18 protein-coding genes are annotated in these 15,952 nt (G+C 64.2%); 7 read left to right on the forward strand and 11 right to left on the reverse strand.

The features are described 5' to 3' along the window. Window positions 1-188 precede the first annotated feature (188 nt). A complete protein-coding gene (locus HZZ13_RS04395) occupies window positions 189-425 on the reverse strand; it encodes a hypothetical protein (protein ID WP_197958526.1) in 237 nt (78 codons plus the stop codon). Between the two features lie 169 nt (window positions 426-594). Here HZZ13_RS04395 and HZZ13_RS04400 point away from each other — a divergent pair, with 169 nt between their 5' ends. Next, on the forward strand, window positions 595-750 hold the full coding sequence (locus HZZ13_RS04400) for a hypothetical protein (RefSeq protein ID WP_197958420.1): 156 nt from the start codon (window positions 595-597) through the stop codon (window positions 748-750). An 11-nt stretch (window positions 751-761) separates the two neighbouring features. Here HZZ13_RS04400 and HZZ13_RS04405 read toward each other — a convergent pair whose 3' ends face one another. Then, entirely contained in the window at window positions 762-1,391 is a 630-nt protein-coding gene (locus HZZ13_RS04405; protein WP_197958421.1) for a ParB-like protein, read from the reverse strand. A 257-nt stretch (window positions 1,392-1,648) separates the two neighbouring features. On the opposite strand from HZZ13_RS04405, the gene HZZ13_RS04410 reads away from it, so the two are divergent. From HZZ13_RS04410 to HZZ13_RS04435, 6 genes are all read left to right on the forward strand, one after another. After that, window positions 1,649-1,993, forward strand: coding sequence for a hypothetical protein (locus HZZ13_RS04410; protein WP_197958422.1), 345 nt, complete (start codon window positions 1,649-1,651; stop codon window positions 1,991-1,993). A 233-nt stretch (window positions 1,994-2,226) separates the two neighbouring features. Next, window positions 2,227-2,514 (forward strand): acyl carrier protein, encoded by a 288-nt coding sequence (locus tag HZZ13_RS04415; protein ID WP_007592476.1) that lies wholly within the window; start codon window positions 2,227-2,229, stop codon window positions 2,512-2,514. Window positions 2,515-2,524: 10 nt separating this feature from the next. After that, complete coding sequence (locus tag HZZ13_RS04420) at window positions 2,525-2,995, forward strand: 3-hydroxyacyl-ACP dehydratase FabZ family protein (RefSeq protein WP_197958423.1); 471 nt, start codon at window positions 2,525-2,527, stop codon at window positions 2,993-2,995. Next, entirely contained in the window at window positions 2,992-4,197 is a 1,206-nt protein-coding gene (locus HZZ13_RS04425) for a beta-ketoacyl-ACP synthase (protein WP_197958424.1), read from the forward strand. Before HZZ13_RS04420 ends, HZZ13_RS04425 begins: the two co-directional genes overlap by 4 nt. 21 nt (window positions 4,198-4,218) lie before the next feature. Further along, the gene (locus HZZ13_RS04430; protein ID WP_197958425.1) at window positions 4,219-5,496 is read left to right on the forward strand and encodes a beta-ketoacyl-ACP synthase; all 1,278 of its coding nucleotides are present in this window, start codon (window positions 4,219-4,221) and stop codon (window positions 5,494-5,496) included. Between the two features lie 8 nt (window positions 5,497-5,504). Next, on the forward strand, window positions 5,505-6,437 hold the full coding sequence (locus HZZ13_RS04435) for a lipid A biosynthesis lauroyl acyltransferase (RefSeq protein WP_197958426.1): 933 nt from the start codon (window positions 5,505-5,507) through the stop codon (window positions 6,435-6,437). A gap of 101 nt (window positions 6,438-6,538) precedes the next feature. On the opposite strand, the gene HZZ13_RS04440 is transcribed toward HZZ13_RS04435, so the two are convergent. The 9 genes from HZZ13_RS04440 to HZZ13_RS04480 form a co-directional block, all read right to left on the reverse strand. After that, window positions 6,539-6,802: a DUF5615 family PIN-like protein gene (locus tag HZZ13_RS04440; RefSeq protein WP_197958427.1), complete on the reverse strand. Its 264-nt coding sequence runs from the start codon at window positions 6,800-6,802 to the stop codon at window positions 6,539-6,541. A 1-nt stretch (window position 6,803) separates the two neighbouring features. Beyond that, window positions 6,804-7,034 carry a DUF433 domain-containing protein gene (locus tag HZZ13_RS04445; protein ID WP_197958428.1) on the reverse strand — a complete coding sequence of 77 codons (231 nt, stop codon included), beginning with the start codon at window positions 7,032-7,034 and terminating at the stop codon, window positions 6,804-6,806. Window positions 7,035-7,114: 80 nt separating this feature from the next. Further along, entirely contained in the window at window positions 7,115-8,227 is a 1,113-nt protein-coding gene (locus tag HZZ13_RS04450; RefSeq protein WP_197958429.1) for a polyamine ABC transporter substrate-binding protein, read from the reverse strand. Between the two features lie 6 nt (window positions 8,228-8,233). After that, window positions 8,234-9,415, reverse strand: coding sequence for an aminotransferase (locus HZZ13_RS04455; RefSeq protein WP_197958430.1), 1,182 nt, complete (start codon window positions 9,413-9,415; stop codon window positions 8,234-8,236). Window positions 9,416-9,422: 7 nt separating this feature from the next. Continuing rightward, window positions 9,423-9,749 (reverse strand): rhodanese-like domain-containing protein, encoded by a 327-nt coding sequence (locus HZZ13_RS04460; protein WP_197946948.1) that lies wholly within the window; start codon window positions 9,747-9,749, stop codon window positions 9,423-9,425. A 159-nt stretch (window positions 9,750-9,908) separates the two neighbouring features. Next, window positions 9,909-11,843, reverse strand: coding sequence for a potassium transporter Kup (locus tag HZZ13_RS04465; protein ID WP_197958431.1), 1,935 nt, complete (start codon window positions 11,841-11,843; stop codon window positions 9,909-9,911). A 139-nt stretch (window positions 11,844-11,982) separates the two neighbouring features. Beyond that, window positions 11,983-13,881, reverse strand: a complete 1,899-nt coding sequence (locus HZZ13_RS04470) for a potassium transporter Kup (RefSeq protein WP_197958432.1) — start codon at window positions 13,879-13,881, stop codon at window positions 11,983-11,985. A 172-nt stretch (window positions 13,882-14,053) separates the two neighbouring features. Continuing rightward, window positions 14,054-14,884, reverse strand: coding sequence for an OmpA/MotB family protein (locus HZZ13_RS04475; RefSeq protein WP_197958433.1), 831 nt, complete (start codon window positions 14,882-14,884; stop codon window positions 14,054-14,056). Between the two features lie 24 nt (window positions 14,885-14,908). After that, window positions 14,909-15,682 carry a motility protein A gene (locus HZZ13_RS04480; protein ID WP_197958434.1) on the reverse strand — a complete coding sequence of 258 codons (774 nt, stop codon included), beginning with the start codon at window positions 15,680-15,682 and terminating at the stop codon, window positions 14,909-14,911. Window positions 15,683-15,952 lie beyond the last annotated feature (270 nt).

Genomic DNA, 15,952 nt, shown 5'->3' on the forward strand with positions numbered 1-15,952 from the left:
CCGGGGCCCTCGGCATCGGGGCGCAACGCTGTCTCTGCAACCATGCACGCAGACCTTAGCCGGTCAGCGCGAGGCAAATTTGCGACAGGTCAAGCCTAATCCGGCCGTCATCGGTCGGCAGGTGCGACGTGATGTCCACCTCGTAGCGCGCAGCCGCTGCATCGCTCACGGCTGCGAGGCGTATGCGGCTAGCGCTTTGCCATCAACTCGAGCGCCGGAGCAAAGCGCTCCGCGAACGTCAACGTCTTGGCATGGTGGACTGCGGCAAAGGATGCCGAGATTCCCGCCGAAGCGACCGCGAGCAAAGCAATTGCGAAAACCAGACGGCGCATCTTCGCCTCCTGTTTGAGCTCGACCACTCCATAGAGATGGGACGGCTCTGTTTCAGGACGGTTTCGTGGATGGGGGAAATTGATTTCGCTCAAGCGGCTGTGATGAAATCCGGCTTATCTGGTTACATTCGGTAACCAACTAACAAGGGTCGACGTGCTTGCAGCGCCGGCCGCGTTGGGAATTTCGTACCCGCGCCACGATCCCAGGCGCTGCGGCGACGAGCAGCATTCGCTGCAATGGGAGTCATCGAGGACTACATAAATGAAGATCGTGATCCAGAAGCTCAATGGCCTGTGGCACCTCATCGTCGGATCGTGCCAGATCCGAACGCCGTTCCTGGACACCCAGGACCGCGCGCTGGTGGTCACTTACGCCCGCCGCGCCTACCCCGGCGCCAGGATCTTCCAGCGCGACTGACGTGAATACCCTTAGTCGTCGTCCGCCGGGCCGCACCAGCCGGGCAGATAGATCGCATTCTTGCTTCTGGCTGCCGCCATCGCCGTCTCGAGCGCCTTGTCGAAATCGGCCTCCACCGCCTTGCGGGAGACCTGCCGGCGCAGGAAGTCGGCCCACAGGAATTCGGAGAACGGCGTGGTGTCCTTGGCGAAGCCGCCCATGCGGCGCAATTCGCCGGCAAGGCTGCGGAACGGATCGTCCTTGAGGTCGGCGACCGATTTCGGCAGGTCGCGGAACGAGCGCCGCTCGCCCTTGGCATCGTAAGGATAGACCCAGCGCTTGTTGTCCATGACGCCCCAGAAGGCCTCGCGCTCCACCATCCTGAGGTCGCCGACCACGGTTACCAGCACCTCCTTGACGCCTTCATCGTGCAGCGCGCGGCCAAGGTGATGATGGTCGATCACGTAGTAGCGCGTGTCGGGGCCGTACACGACGGGGATCATGTGCTTGCCGAGCAGATCCGCCTGCTTGTTCTTGCCATGCTCGCGCCAGCGCCTGCGCTTCTCCTTGACCTCGCGCATGCCGACCGTCATCTGCGTCGGCCGGAGCGACAGGATCGGAACCGGATGCACTCGCGGCTCGCGCGCGTTGGTCGTGGTCATGGTCGAAGGCCCCTGGCAAGTGACGGTTCGGGTTCCCGCGACTATGCCATGGGTCGCGCGGCGGCAAAATCCGTTCGGAGGACGCGCAGATCACAAGTCGAATATAGGCCACCAGACACCACAGCCGGATCGCGGCACACTCGGTCCATGCCCAAATAGTACGAACGCACAAATGCAGCCTGGCATTGCAAAGAATTTCTGCAACGCCTGCCTCACCTATGCTATCTAGATCACCGCTTCGGAGTGATCCCCGCCCCATGAACAACCAGCGGCCCATAAGCTCTGATGAGGAGCACCGGGTGCTCCAGTTCAGGCCGCGCACCCCGCCTTCTTCCCCCGGGGCCCAGCGCGGCAAGGGCACCGTGCAACCGCTGCGCGTCACGCCCGAACGGTTGGACCTGTCGCGCTACGAACAGCCGCGCGCCGAGCCCGACAATTTCCGGCAGCGCATGCTTGCCAACATCGCGGCGCTGGCCTTCACCATCGCGCTGACGGCGATCGGGATCTGGCTCGCGGTCAGCATCGCCGACCTGCGCCGGACCCAGGATTGCGTGCTGATGGGCCGCCGCGACTGCGTCAAGATCACGACGCCGCATATTTAGGACCGGCCCGGCACGGACCTCTCGGCGGACGGGCCCGGCCGGCATCCCCAGCCGCGTCCGTTGCTGTCCCCCGGGGCCTGCCCGGCTCCATTGAACTCAGGGCGGCGCTCCGATATACGGGCTTTCGACCCGGCCAGAGGGGGGTTTGAGGGCGTCATCAGGGGCGCGATGCCCAGCCACCGTGCCACTCTGGACAATCCGACAAATACCTACAATATATCAAAGGCTTAGTGATGTCCTCCACATTCGATCAGGTCGCCACGATCATCGCTGAAACCTGCGACATCCCGCGCGACACGATCACGCCGGATAGCCATGCCATCGATGACCTCGGCATCGACAGCCTCGATTTCCTCGATATCGCCTTCGCGATCGACAAGCAGTTCGGCATCAAGCTGCCGCTGGAGAAGTGGACTCAGGAGGTCAACGACGGCAAGGCGACCACCGAGCAGTATTTCGTGCTGAAGAACCTGTGCGCCCGCATCGACGAACTGGTTGCGGCCAAGGGCGCGAGCGCCTAAGGGCGCAGTCATGCAACTCGAATACTTCCACATGATCGATCGCATCGTCGACCTCAAGGTCGACGAGAAGATGATCGTCGTCGAAGCGCAGGTCCCGCAGCAAAGCACCATCTTCGAGGGGCACTTCCCGGGGTATCCCCTGATGCCCGGCGTGCTCCTGATCGAATCGATGGCGCAGGCCTCGGGCTGGCTTCAACTCGGCGTGTTCAGGTTCGAACGCATGCCGATCCTCGCCGCCGTGAAGGAGGCCAAGGTCCGCGGCTCGGTCTTCCCCGGCGAGCTCATGAGCATCGAGGCGAGCCTCACCCATGAAGGCTCGGGCTATGCCATGACCGAGGCCAAGATCAGGGTCGGCGGCAAGCTGCGCGCGAATGCGGCGCTCACCTTCACGCTGATTCCCTTCCCCAATGCGGATATGCGCTCCCACATGGACGCCATCGCCAAGCGCGTCGGATTTCCGCAACAGGCCATATCGTCATGACTGAGACTCCCGCTTTGAAGCCGGGCCGGACCGAGGTCTGGATCACCGGCATTGGGCTCGCCACCTCGCTCGGCGAGGGCCTCGACGCCAACTGGGCCGCGCTTTCTGAGAAGCGCATCAATGTCGACGAGAAGGGCTTTGCGCCTTACATCGTGCATCCCTTGATGCCCGTATCCTTCGACAGCCAGATCCCGAAGAAGGGCGACCAGCGCCAGATGGAAGCCTGGCAGCGCATCGGCACTTATGCCGCCGGTCTTGCGCTCGATTCCGCCGGCATCAAAGGCAACAAGGACATCCTGTCGAAAATCGACATGGTCGTCGCCGCCGGCGGCGGAGAGCGCGACATCAATGTCGACAGCGGCATTCTCACCGCCGAGGCCAAGGGCGCCAACGCGCCGGGCTTCCTCAACGAGCGGCTGATGAGCGATCTCAGGCCGACGCTGTTCCTGGCCCAGCTCTCCAACCTGCTCGCCGGCAACATCGCCATCGTGCACGGCTTAGGGGGCACCTCGCGCACCTTCATGGGCGAAGAGGTCGCCGGCGCCGATGCCGCCCGCATCGCGCTCGCGCGTATCGCCTCGGGCGAGAGCGATATCGCGCTGGTCGGCGGCTCGCACAACGGCGAACGCAAGGACTTGCTCGTCCTCTACGAATTCGGCGACTTCAACCTGAAGGACAAGTTCGCGCCCGTCTGGGCGCGCAAGGGCCATCCCGGCTTCGCGCTCGGCTCGGCCGGCGCCTTCCTGGTGCTGGAGTCGAAGGCGCATGCGGAAGCGCGCGGCGCCAAGCCGTTCGCCAAGCTGTCGAGCGTCGTTGCAGACCTCGCCAAACGCAAGCAGCCCGGTGACATGAGCGCCACGCTCGAGAAGCTGTGGGCCAAGCTGCCCAAGCGCGAGGGCAAGGGCGCGATCATCACCGGGGCGACCGGGGCGGAGCCCGCGACCTCCGAGGAGCGCGATTTCCTGAAGAACCATGCCGACTTTCCGGTGCGCTCGACCGGCACTGTGTTCGGCCACGCGCTGGAAACGCAATTTCCGCTCGGCATTGCCCTCGCCGCATTGTCGATCTCGCGCGGCGCGCTGTTCCCGCCGAATGATTCCACGGGGACCGAGATTGAAATGCAGGGCGCGCCCACCCAGATCGTGGTGGTGGGAGCCGGACACTGGCGCGGCGAAGGCATGGCGCTGGTCGAGGCAGTTTAACCAGCTCAAGCGGGGATCGACATGACTGCACCACGCGACAAACTCGGGCGTCCCGTCGTCGTCGTCACCGGCATGGGCATCATGACCTCGCTCGGCGCCGGCAAATCCGACAATTGGGCAAAGCTCGTCGCCGGCGAATCCGGCATCCGCACCATCACGCGTTTTCCGATCGACGGCCTCAAGACCACGATGGCCGGCACGGTCGATTTCGTCAGCGTCGATCCGTTTTCCTCCACCGCCCTCTCCGAGCGGATGGCCGAGCTGGTGACGCAGGAAGCGCTGGAGCAGGCCGGCATCGGCGCCAAGGCCGATTTCCCGGGTCCGCTCTTCCTCGCGGTCGCACCGGTCGAGGTCGAATGGCCGCAGCGTCGCGAGCTCGGTCGCGCCGTCGGCCAGCAAGACATCACCTATGACGATCTGCTCCGCATTTCCGGCGGTGGCAAGTTCAGCGCCTACCATCATCGCTTCATGTTCGGCTCGGTTGCCGCCCATCTCGCCGAGACCTTCGGCACCAAGGGCTCGCCGATTTCGCTATCGACGGCGTGCGCCTCCGGAGCCACCTCGATCCAGCTCGGCGTCGAGGCGATCCGCCGCGGCGAGACGGATGCGGCGCTGTGCGTCGCGACCGACGGCACCGTGAACCCGGAAGCGCTGGTGCGCTTCTCGCTGCTGTCGGCACTGTCGACCCAGAACGACCCGCCGCAGGCGGCCTCCCGCCCCTTCTCCAAGAACCGCGATGGCTTTGTGATGGCCGAAGGCGCTGGCGCGCTCGTGCTGGAAAGCTACGAGGCGGCGACCGCGCGCGGCGCAAAAATCCTCGGCGTCATCGCCGGCTGCGGCGAGCTCACCGATTCCTTCCACCGCACCCGCTCTTCGCCCGACGGTAAGCCGATCATCGGCTGCATGAACAAGACGCTGGCCGATGCCGGCATGACGCCGGACCAGATCGACCACATCAACGCGCACGGCACCGCGACGCCCGAGAACGACAAGATGGAGTTCAACACGACGTCGGCCGTGTTCGGCGAGCTCGCGCAGAAGATTCCGGTCACCTCGAACAAGTCGATGGTCGGCCACACCATCTCGGCCGCCGGCGCGGTCGAGGCGATCTTCTCGCTGCTCACGCTCGAGCATCAGCGCATTCCGCCGACCATCAACTACGACAATCCGGATCCCACGATCCTGTTCGACGTCGTCGGCAACAAGGCGCGCGATGCCCGCGTGACCGCGGTGATGTCGAACTCGTTCGGCTTCGGCGGCCAGAACGCTTCGCTGATCCTGACCCGCGAACCGGCCTGACCGGACGCATGGCGCTGCTGACTGCGAGCACGAAAGCCCGCGCGCGGGAGGCTGCCAAATCGCTCGGCGGCAGCTTGATCGGCGCCGCGACCGTCGCGATGCTGCGCACCACGCGCTATTTCGATGCGGCCAAGACCTCGGACTTTTTTGCGCGCGCCGTGAAGCTGATCGGTCCGCGCCTGCGCGAGCACCGCATCGGCCGCGCCAACCTTGCCGCCGCCTTCCCCGAGAAGTCGCCGGAGGAGATCGAACGGATCCTGATGGGCGTCTGGGACAATCTCGGCCGCGTCGGCGCCGAGTTCGCCCATATCGACCAGGTCTGGGACTATGATCGCGACCATCCGGAGAAGAGCCGGATGGAGATTCCCGAACGCAGCATCGAGCTGTTCGATCGGATCCGCGACGACGGCAGGCCGGCGCTGATCTTCGCCGCCCATCTCGCGAACTGGGAATTGCCGGCGCTCGCCGCGGTCGCGCATGGATTGGACACGGCGATTCTCTATCGCCGGCCGAACATCGTGTCGGCCGATCGCATCATCCAGGAGATGCGCCAGGTCAACATGGGCACGCTGATCCCGGCCGGCCGCGACGCGCCGCTGCGGCTCGCGCAGGCGCTCAAGGACGGCAAGCACGTCGCCATGCTGATCGACCAGTATCTGACGGCCGGCGTCGAGGTCACGTTCTTCGGCCGCAAGACCCGCGCCAATCCGATGCTGGCGCGCCTCTTGCGCCAGGTCGAGTGCCCGATCCACGGCGTGCGCATCATCCGCCTGCCCGGCGGCCGCTTCCGCGGCGAGCTCACCGAGGAGATCCAGCCGGTGCGCGATGCCGATGGCAGGATCGACATCCAGGGCACGACGCAGGCGATCACGAGCGTGGTGGAAAGCTGGGTCCGCGAGCATCCCGAGCAGTGGCTATGGCTGCATAGAAGGTGGCGGTAGGCGCTGGCGCTATTTGCTCAGCGGTCGCATTCGGACTCGGCCGGGCTCGATCACAGAAAAATGGCCCGCCCAATCGTCACGGGCCAAGATTAGATTGGCGATCATTTGACCAATCCGCCTGGAGCGGGCGGAGGAATACGCAAGAGCACGATGCCGCATGTGGTCGGAAGCGAAGACGCCTTCGCCAGCTCCCCAAAATCCTTGTCGAAGGTGAGCAAAACACGTTGTTCTTGCGACGCTTGTGCCAACACTTCGCGGTCGCTGCTGCCGGGCGCAGAAGTCCCGATCCAGGTGACGTCATGACCTGACATGCGAAGTACATTTACCGCGGAGCCAGGAAAATTCTCATCCGCGAGAAAGCGCATCTCAAGCTGCGGTCGGATGAACCCGTTCGCCGCTCAGCGAATCCCGTGCGTAAGCTAGGCACGCAAGAATGTCTTCGCGCGAAATGCCAGGATAGTTCGCCAAAATATCGGCTTCGCTCCAGCCGTCCGCCATCAGACCAATGACGAACTCGACCGCGATGCGGGTCCCGGTGATCACCGGCTTCCCAGCAAGCACATCAGGAGCAAGCGAGATGCGAGGGTGATCTGTCATTGCTCAAAGCCTAATCTGTTCAGCTGAGCCAGATAATACACCAATTCGTGAGAGGCAGCGAATTTGGAACCTACCTGCCCTCACCTTCCCGTCTTCACCTTGGTCCAGAGCCGGTTGATGATGCGCTGCGTCGCCGGCTCCCGCGCCGTAATGACGAACAGTTTTGAAAGCGTCGCCTCGTCCGGATAGATGTTCTTGTCGTTCAGGATTTTCGGATCGATCAGCTTTTGGCTGGCGAGGTTGCCGTTGGCGTAGGACAGGAAGTCCGAGTTCTTTGCGGCGACATCGGGACGGTAGAGATAGTTGATCAGCTCGTAGGCTTCCTTGACGTTCTTGGCGTCGGCGGGGATCGCGAGATTGTCGAAGAACATCTGCGCGCCCTCCTTCGGAATGGTGTAGCCGATCTCGACGCCGCTCTTGGCTTCGGCGGCGCGGGCGCGGGCCTGCATGATGTCGCCGGACCAGCCGACCACGAAGCAGATCTCGCCGGTGGCCAGCGCGCTCAAATATTCGGAGGAGTGAAACTTGCGTACGGACGGGCGGACTTTTGCGACGGCGTCGGCGGCTCTCTCGAGGTCGGCCTGCTTGGTCGAGTTTGGATCGAGCCCGAGCCAGCTCAGCGCCGCCGGAAAGATATCATCGGCGGAGTCCAGCATGTGCACGCCGCAATCTTTGAATTTTGCCAGGTTCTCCGGCTTGAAGACGATGTCCCAGCTGTCGATCTTGGCATCGGGGCCGAGGATCTGCTTCACCTTGGCGACGTTGTAGCCGATGCCGGTCGTGCCCCACATGTAGTTGGCGGCGTAGACATTGCCGGGGTCGTAGGTCGCAAGGCGTTGCGTCACCACCGGCCAGGCATTGGCGAGGTTCGGGAGCTTCGACTTGTCGAGCTTCTGGAAGATGTTGGCCTTGATCTGGCGCTGCAGGAAATAGGCGGTGGGTACCACGACATCGTAGCCGGACTTGCCGGCCATCAGGCGCGTCTCCAGCGTCTCGTTGGCGTCGAAGGTGTCGTAGACGACCTTGATGCCGGTCTCCTTGGTGAAGGCCTCGAGGACGTCAGGCGCCATGTAGTTGGACCAGTTGTAGAAGTTGACGACCCGCTCCTCGGCCCCGGCGGGAAGCGAAAGTAGCGTCAGCGCGGCGGCGATTGCGAGACCAAAGCAAGATCGGGAGCGGCTGACGTTCGTCATCTCGATCTACCTCTTGCGTCCACGCACCGCGTCCGACAGCCGCTCCAGCGCGGTGTCCAGGGTCTGGTCCTTCTTGGCAAAGCAGAAGCGCACCACCGAGGTCACGGGGTCCTGCTCGTAGAACGCCGAGACTGGGATAGCCGCGACCTTGTAGTCTTTCACGATGCGCCAGCAGAACTCGGTATCGCTCTCGTTGAGCCCGAGCGGCGACAGGTCGACGGTGAGGAAGTAGGTGCCTTGCGACTTCAGCACGGGGAAGCCGAGGCTCTCCAGCCCCTTGGTCAGGCGGTTCCTGCTCCGCGTCAGGTCCTTGCGCATCGACAGGAAGTAGTCGTCGGACTTGCCGAGACCGTAGGCGACGGCGGCCTGCAGGTTCGGCGCGGTGGTGAAGGTCAGGAATTGATGCACCTTGGCGGCAACGCGCAAGAGCTGTGGCGCAGCGCAGACAAAGCCGATCTTCCAGCCCGTCAGCGAGAAGATCTTGCCGGCCGAGCCGACCTTGATGGTGCGCTCGCGCATGCCAGGAATGGTGATCAGCGGGATATGCTTGTGCTCGTCGAAGGTGACGTGCTCCCAGACCTCGTCGCAGATCGCGATGACGTCGAACTCCTGGCAATAGCGCGCGAGCAGCTCGAGGTCCTCGCGCGGATAGACCACCGCCGACGGATTCAAGGGATTGTTGAACAGCACCGCCTTGGTCTTTGAATTGAACACGCTTTTCAGCATGTCCTCATTCAGCCGCCAGTGCGGCGGCTCCAGGCGAACCAGGCGCGGAATGCCGCCGGCCTGGCGGATGATCGGCAAATAAGAATCATAGACCGGCTGGAAGCAGACCACTTCGTCGCCGGGCTGGACCACCGCGAGGATCGCCGAGGTCAGCGCCTCGGTGCCGCCTGAGGTGACCATCACCTCGCTCATCGGATCGAGCTTGAGGCCGTGCCAGTGGCCGTAATGGGTCGCGATCGCCTGGCGCAGCTCCGGCAGGCCCATCATCGACGGGTACTGATTGTAGCCGTTCAGCGAGGCCTCGGCCGCGGCGCGGCGGATGTCCTCGGGGCCGGGATCATCGGGGAAACCCTGGCCGAGATTGATGGCGTTGTTGTCGCGCGCGGCCTGCGACATCGCCTCGAAGATGGTGACGGGAAGGTCGGCGAAGACCTTGTTCAGCGAAGAGCTCTTGGTCGTCATTGCGCGGTTAGCCACCGACCTTGCTGGGAAGCCCCGCCGCCTTCCAGCCCAGCATGCCTCCGGCCAGATGCTTGTCGTAAGGCAGGCCCGCCGCCTGCGCCGCCAGCGAGGCGGTCACCGAACGCTTGCCCGAGCGGCAGGCGAACACGACCTCCTTGCCTTGGGGATCGGGGATCGCCTTCGGATCGAAGGTCGAGAGCGGAACCACGACGCCGTAAGGGTAGGCCTCGGCCTCGACCTCGTTCGGTTCGCGGACGTCGACCAGCAGATAGCGCCCTTCCGCGACACCCTTGGCGACCTCGTCCGGGGTCAGATCCTGCACTTGATTTGCCACATCATCCTCCAACGTCGCGGGCCGCATGCCGGAGCGATCCCGGCCGGCGGCAACCTCGCCTCTCGGGAGACGAAAATCAAGCGTCACAAAGGCTTGAGCCGCGCGGCGCAAGTTAAAGCTAAATCGCAGCGACTTGAAGCCCGCTTTGAATCCCCTGCCCTAAATCGTCACCTGCGTGCCGACCTCGACCACGCGGCCGCTCGGGATCTGGAAATAGTCGGTGGCGTCATTCGCGGAGCGGCTGAGCGAGATGAACAGCCGGTCCTGCCAGCGCGGCATGCCGGAATGGGCGGCGGGCTTGAGCGCCCGGCGCGACAGGAAGAACGAGGTCGACATGATATCGAACTGCCAGCCCAGCTTGCGGGCGATCGCGAGGGCTTTCGGCACGTTGGGCGATTCCATGAAGCCGAACTTCAGCGTCACCTTGGAGAAGGTCGGCGAAATCTGCTCCAGCTTCACCCGTTCGGCCGGATCGATCCGCGGGGTCTGCGCGGTCTCGATGGTGAGAATGACATTCTTCTCGTGCAGCACCTTGTAGTGCTTCAGACTATGCATCAGCGCGGTCGGCGCGCTGATCGGATCCGACGTCAGGAACACCGCGGTGCCAGGCACGCGCTGCGGCGGCCGCTTCTCCAGCATCGCCACGAGATCGGCGAGCGGGAACTCGAGCTTGCGCGATTTCTCGAACAAGAGCCGGCTGCCGCGCCGCCACGTGTACATCAGGATGATCATGACGGCACCGAGCGCCAGCGGCACCCAGCCCCCCTCGAACACCTTGAGCAGGTTCGCGCTCAGGAAGGTCACATCGAGGAACAGGAACGGCGCAATCAGCGCGCCGGCGGCGAGCGCTGACCACCGCCACCCCTTCCAGACCACGACGAAGCCCATCATCGCCGTGACCACCATGGTGCCGGTGACGGAGATGCCGTAGGCGGACGCGAGCGCGCTCGAGGAGCGGAACAGCAGCACCAGCAGCACCACCGCGACCAGCAGCAGCTGGTTGATGCGCGGAATGAAGATCTGGCCGGAATGGGCTTCCGACGTATGACGAATTTCGAAGCGTGGCAGCAGCCCGAGCTGGATCGCCTGGCGCGTCAGCGAATAGGCGCCGGTGATGACGGCTTGGCTCGCGATGACGGTCGCCATGGTGGCGAGCACGACCATGCAGCCTCGGACGAAGCCTTGCGGGAACAGCTGGAAGAACGGACTCACGATCGCGCCGGGATCGCCGAGCACGAGCGCGCCCTGCCCCAGATAGTTCAGCGCCAGCGAGGGCAGCACGATGAACAGCCAGGCGGTCTGGATCGGCCGCTTGCCGAAATGGCCGAGGTCGGCATAGAGCGCTTCGGCGCCCGTCACGGCCAGGAACACCGCGCCCAGCGTCACGAAGCCGATGATGCCATGGTGCAGCATGAAGTTCACGGCGTAGAGCGGGTTGAGCGCGAGCAGCACCTGCGGCTGCTGGATGATGGGGCGGATCGCTGCGACCGCGAGGACAGCGAACCAGACGCACATGATCGGGCCAAAGAAGGCGGCGACGCGCGCCGTGCCGCGCGACTGCACGGCGAACAGGCAGACCAGAATCACCACGGTCAGCGGAACGATGTAGGGCTCGAACGTCAGGGTGATGTCCTTCATGCCCTCGATTGCCGACAGCACCGAGAGCGCCGGCGTGATCACGGCATCGCCGTAGAACAGGGCACCGGAAATGATGCCGAGCAGGACGATGGTCGCGCCGCCGGTGCCGGTGCCGACCGCCCGCTGGGCCAGCGCCATCAGCGCCAGCGTGCCGCCCTCGCCGTTGTTGTCGGCGCGGAGCAGGATCACGACGTATTTGAGCGTCACCACGACGATGAGCGCCCACAGGATCAGCGAGAGCACGCCGAGCACAGCCGCCGGCGTCGGCACCCCCTCCGCACCCGAAGCTGCCATCACAGCCTCGCGGAACGCGTACAGCGGGCTGGTGCCGATATCGCCATAGACGACGCCGATGCTGCCGAGCGTGAGCGCGCCGAAACCGGCGGTGGTGTGGGCATCGCCATGCCCGTTAGCCGCCACCGTTTCCGGGGCGGGAACTGCTATGTCGCTTGTCATGGGAGAGCCCAGTGGCCTCTAAAATGCTTCACTGCACAATGGCGGAAGAGCGCGGGCTTATAGTCCTGCGCTGCCAGCATGGCCTAGCCCGATTTCGGGGTTTAGCCATGCAATTTCGCATGACTGGACCAGTTGCATTCTAGATGGTGACTTGGGTTCCGACTTCCACCACCCGCCCGGTGGGGATCTGGAAATAGTCGGTGGCATCGTTGGCCGACCGGCTCAGCGCGATGAACAGATGATCCTGCCAGAGCGGCATGCCCGACTGCGCCGAGGCCTTCAGCGACCGTCGCGACACGAAGAACGAGGTCGACATGATGTCGAACTGCCAGCCCTGCTTGCGCGCGATCGCGAGCGCCTTGGGCACGTTCGGCTGCTCCATGAAGCCGAAGCGCAAGCGGACCTTGGAGAACTTGTCGCTGATCTTCTCCATCCTGAATCGCTCCGACAGATCGACCCGGGGCGTCTGCGCAGTCTCGATGGTCAGGATCACGTTGTGCTCGTGCAGCACCTTGTTGTGCTTGAGATTGTGCAAGAGCGCGGTCGGCACGAAAGCGGGATCGCTGGTCAGGAACACCGCGGTGCCCTTGACGATGTGCGGCGGGCGCTTCTCAAGGCTGCGGATCAGATCGTCCAGTGGCACCTCAATCCGGCGGGTCTTCTGGACCAGGATTCCGGAGCCCTTGCGCCAGGTCCAGATCGTGCCCGCCATGACCATGCCGAACAGCAGCGGCACCCAGGCGCCTTCCAGCAGCTTGAGCAGGTTGGCGCTGAAAAAGCTCAAATCGACGATGACGAGAGGCGCGATCAGGGCTGCGGCGGCAGCGGCACGCCAGTTCCACAGCTTCCAGATCACGACGAATCCCATGATGCCGTCGGCCACCATGGTGGTTGAGACCGCAATGCCGTAGGCCGAGGCCAGATTGCTGGGGGTGTGGAACAGCAGCACCAGCAGCATCACGCCGATCAGCAGCAGCCGGTTCACGCGCGGCAGGTAGATCTGGCCGGCATGGGATTCGGAGGTGTAGCGCACCTCGAAACGCGGCAGCAGGCCGAGCTGCACGGCCTGATAGACCAGCGAATAGGCGCCCGTGATCACCGCCTGGCTCGCGATCACGGTTGCGGCCGTCGCAAGCCCGACCAGCGGCAGCACCAGCCTCTCCGGCACCATGCGATAGAACGAATGCTCGATCGCGCTGGGATCGGACAGCACCAGCGCACCCTGCCCGAAATAGTTGATCAGCAGCGCAGGAAGCACGAAGAACATCCAGGCGGACTGAATCGGCTTGCGGCCGAAATGGCCGAGATCGGCGTACAGTGCCTCGCCGCCCGTCACCGCCAGGAACACGGCGCCGAGGGTCACGAGGCCGATCGTGCCGTGCGACAGCACGAACTGCACGGCGTAATAGGGATTGATGGCCGCCAGCACGGAGGGGTCGTCGGCGATGTGGACCGCCCCCATGATGGCAATGACGGTGAACCAGATCACCATCACCGGCCCGAAGGCCGATGCGACCAGCGCGGTCCCCTTGCTCTGGACCGCAAACAGCAGCACCAGAATGAGGACGGTGAGCGGCACGACATAGTGCTCGAGCGCGGGGGTTGCGAGCTTCAGACCTTCCACCGCCGATAGCACCGAGATCGCCGGCGTGATCATGGAATCGCCGATGAACATCGAGGCGCCGACGACGCCGAGCGCGAGCAGAACCCAGCTTCGCCGCCCGAGCGCGCGCTGGCCCAGCGCCATCAGCGAGAGCGTGCCGCCCTCCCCTTTATTGTCGGCGCGCAGCAGTAGTAGGACGTATTTGGCGGTAACGACGATCAGAAGCGCCCACAGAATCAACGATAGGACGCCCAGTACGACGACCCGCGAGACCGGCTCGCCATGGGCGGCGGCCTTGACCGCCTCGTGGAATGCGTAGAGCGGCGAGGTGCCGATATCCCCGAAGACGACGCCGATGCTCCCGAGCGTAAGGGACCAAAAGCCCGACTTGACCGGCCCTTCATGGGTCTCAGTCGATGTGATGCTCGCCGTCATGAGGATGGAAAACGCTTCGTCCCTGATTTTGATCCGGCGCCTTTTGACGCTTCCGCCGCGCCTGTCAATCGCCCATCACCTTAGCAGGCGCAGGGACAGAAGCTGTGACGCGGCTGCAACGTTCAGCTTCAGCGCGACGACATGTCTCAGGTAAGATGGTAGCGCAAGGGGGTTACGGCTTGAGATTCGGCGGCAGCGGCGGATCTTCGCGCATCAGGGTAATGGTCACCCGCCGGTTCGCGGCGAGCGAGGGATCGTCCGGAAACAGCGGCTGGGTATCGGCCTTGCCGGAGACCGCGAAGATGTGCGACGGCGGCAGGCCCTCGCGTTCGAGGATCTGACGCACGGCGTTGGCCCGATCGGCCGACAGATCGAAGGCGCCGTAATCGCTGCGGTTCGGCACGAAGCCGACCGCGGTGTGACCGGCGATGGAGACGCGGAGCGGCGTCGCCTTGAGCGGGATCGCGAGCTTCTCGACCAGCCGGCGGGTGCGGTCATAGGGCACCTTGGAGCCGTCGGCGAACATCGAGCGGCCGTCCTGGTCGACGATCTCCAGGTTGAGGCCCTGCTTGGTCTCCTCGAACATGATGTGCTTGGACATCTCGGTCAGCTCCGGCATGTCCTGCAACGCCTGGCGCAGCGAGGCTGCAGCGAGCGCAAAATTGCGGTCGACCTTGATCTTCGCGCCGGACGTCTTGTCACGGTCTTCCTGGTCCGGCGTCGGCGTGTTGGAGGCATCCTCGGGCTGGATGTGATCGACGTTCTTCAGCCGCGGGCGGGTCGGCAGGCCGTCGGACTCGACGATGCCGGCGTAGCGCGCCTCGCTCTGCACGCCGAAGGCGTCGCGCATCGAGCCGGCGACGATCTTCAGCTTGTTGGCGTCCTGCGTCGAGAACGCGACGAGCATCACGAAGAAGCTCATCATCAGGCCCATCAGATCGGCGAAGGTCACGAACCAGCCGTGACCGCCGCCGTGAGCATCGCCGCGCTTCTTCTTGGCCATCTCTGTCGATCCCGAGGAGCGGCCTTACGCCGGCACCGGCTCGCCCTCGCCCTGGCGATGCTTCTCCGGCAGATAGGCCAGCAGCATTTCACGCACCAAGGTCGGGCTCTTCGAGTCGCGGATCATCAGGATGCCGTCGATGATCAGGGTGCGGTTGGTCTCTTCGTCGAGCAGCTTGCCGTGCAGCTTGTCGGCGATCGGCAGACAGAACAGGTTGGCGACCAGCGCACCGTAGAGCGTGGCGAGCAGCGCGGTCGCCATGAAGGGGCCAAGCTTGGAAGGGTCGGTCATGTTGGCGAACATCTGCACCATGCCGATCAGGGTGCCGACCATGCCGAACGCCGGCGCGCAATCGCCGATGGCGCGGTAGATCTTGCTGCCCTCGTCGAGGTGCATCAGGAAGTTGTCGCGGTCGCGCTCGAGATTGTCGCGGATGAAGTCGAGGTCGTAGCCGTCGGCGACGTAGCGGATGCCCTTGGCGAGAAAGGGCTCGTCGGTCTCGACCTTTTCGAGACCCACCGGCCCCTGCTTGCGAGCGATCTCGGCGATGCGGGCGAGCTCGTCGACGAGGTCGTGCGCTGACAGCCGGCTCATGGTGAAGGCGAACTTGGCGCCGAGCGGCAGGCCGTGCAGGAGTGCCGAGAGCGGAAATCGGATCATAGTGGCGGAAATCGACCCACCGAAGATGATGATGATGGCATGCTCGGAGATGAACATGTGGAGATCGCCACCCAGCAGCATCATCGTCGCGATGACGATCGTGCCTGCCACGAGCCCGACGCCCGTCATGATATCCATGGGAGACTCCAACGCGTACGCAACAACGGCCGTCCTGGCCGCTGGCGCGGCCCAACCCCGAACCGCAGCGGAAACCCTAGAGCGCCGCCCTTAAAGCCGCGTAAAGGTTAAGTTGAGGCGGCGCGACGGAGCGGTGCACTGCCCTGAAAGACGGCCGGCTTTGCCGGCCGCCGACGAGAATTTCAACGCTTCGCTAACCATGATTGCGGCGCAGTGGGGTCTCGGCGCAGGACCATGCCCCCATTGCTGGCCTCAATGGAAATCGCCATG

It is taken from the genome of Bradyrhizobium agreste (assembly GCF_016031625.1).
Taxonomy (GTDB): domain Bacteria; phylum Pseudomonadota; class Alphaproteobacteria; order Rhizobiales; family Xanthobacteraceae; genus Bradyrhizobium; species Bradyrhizobium agreste.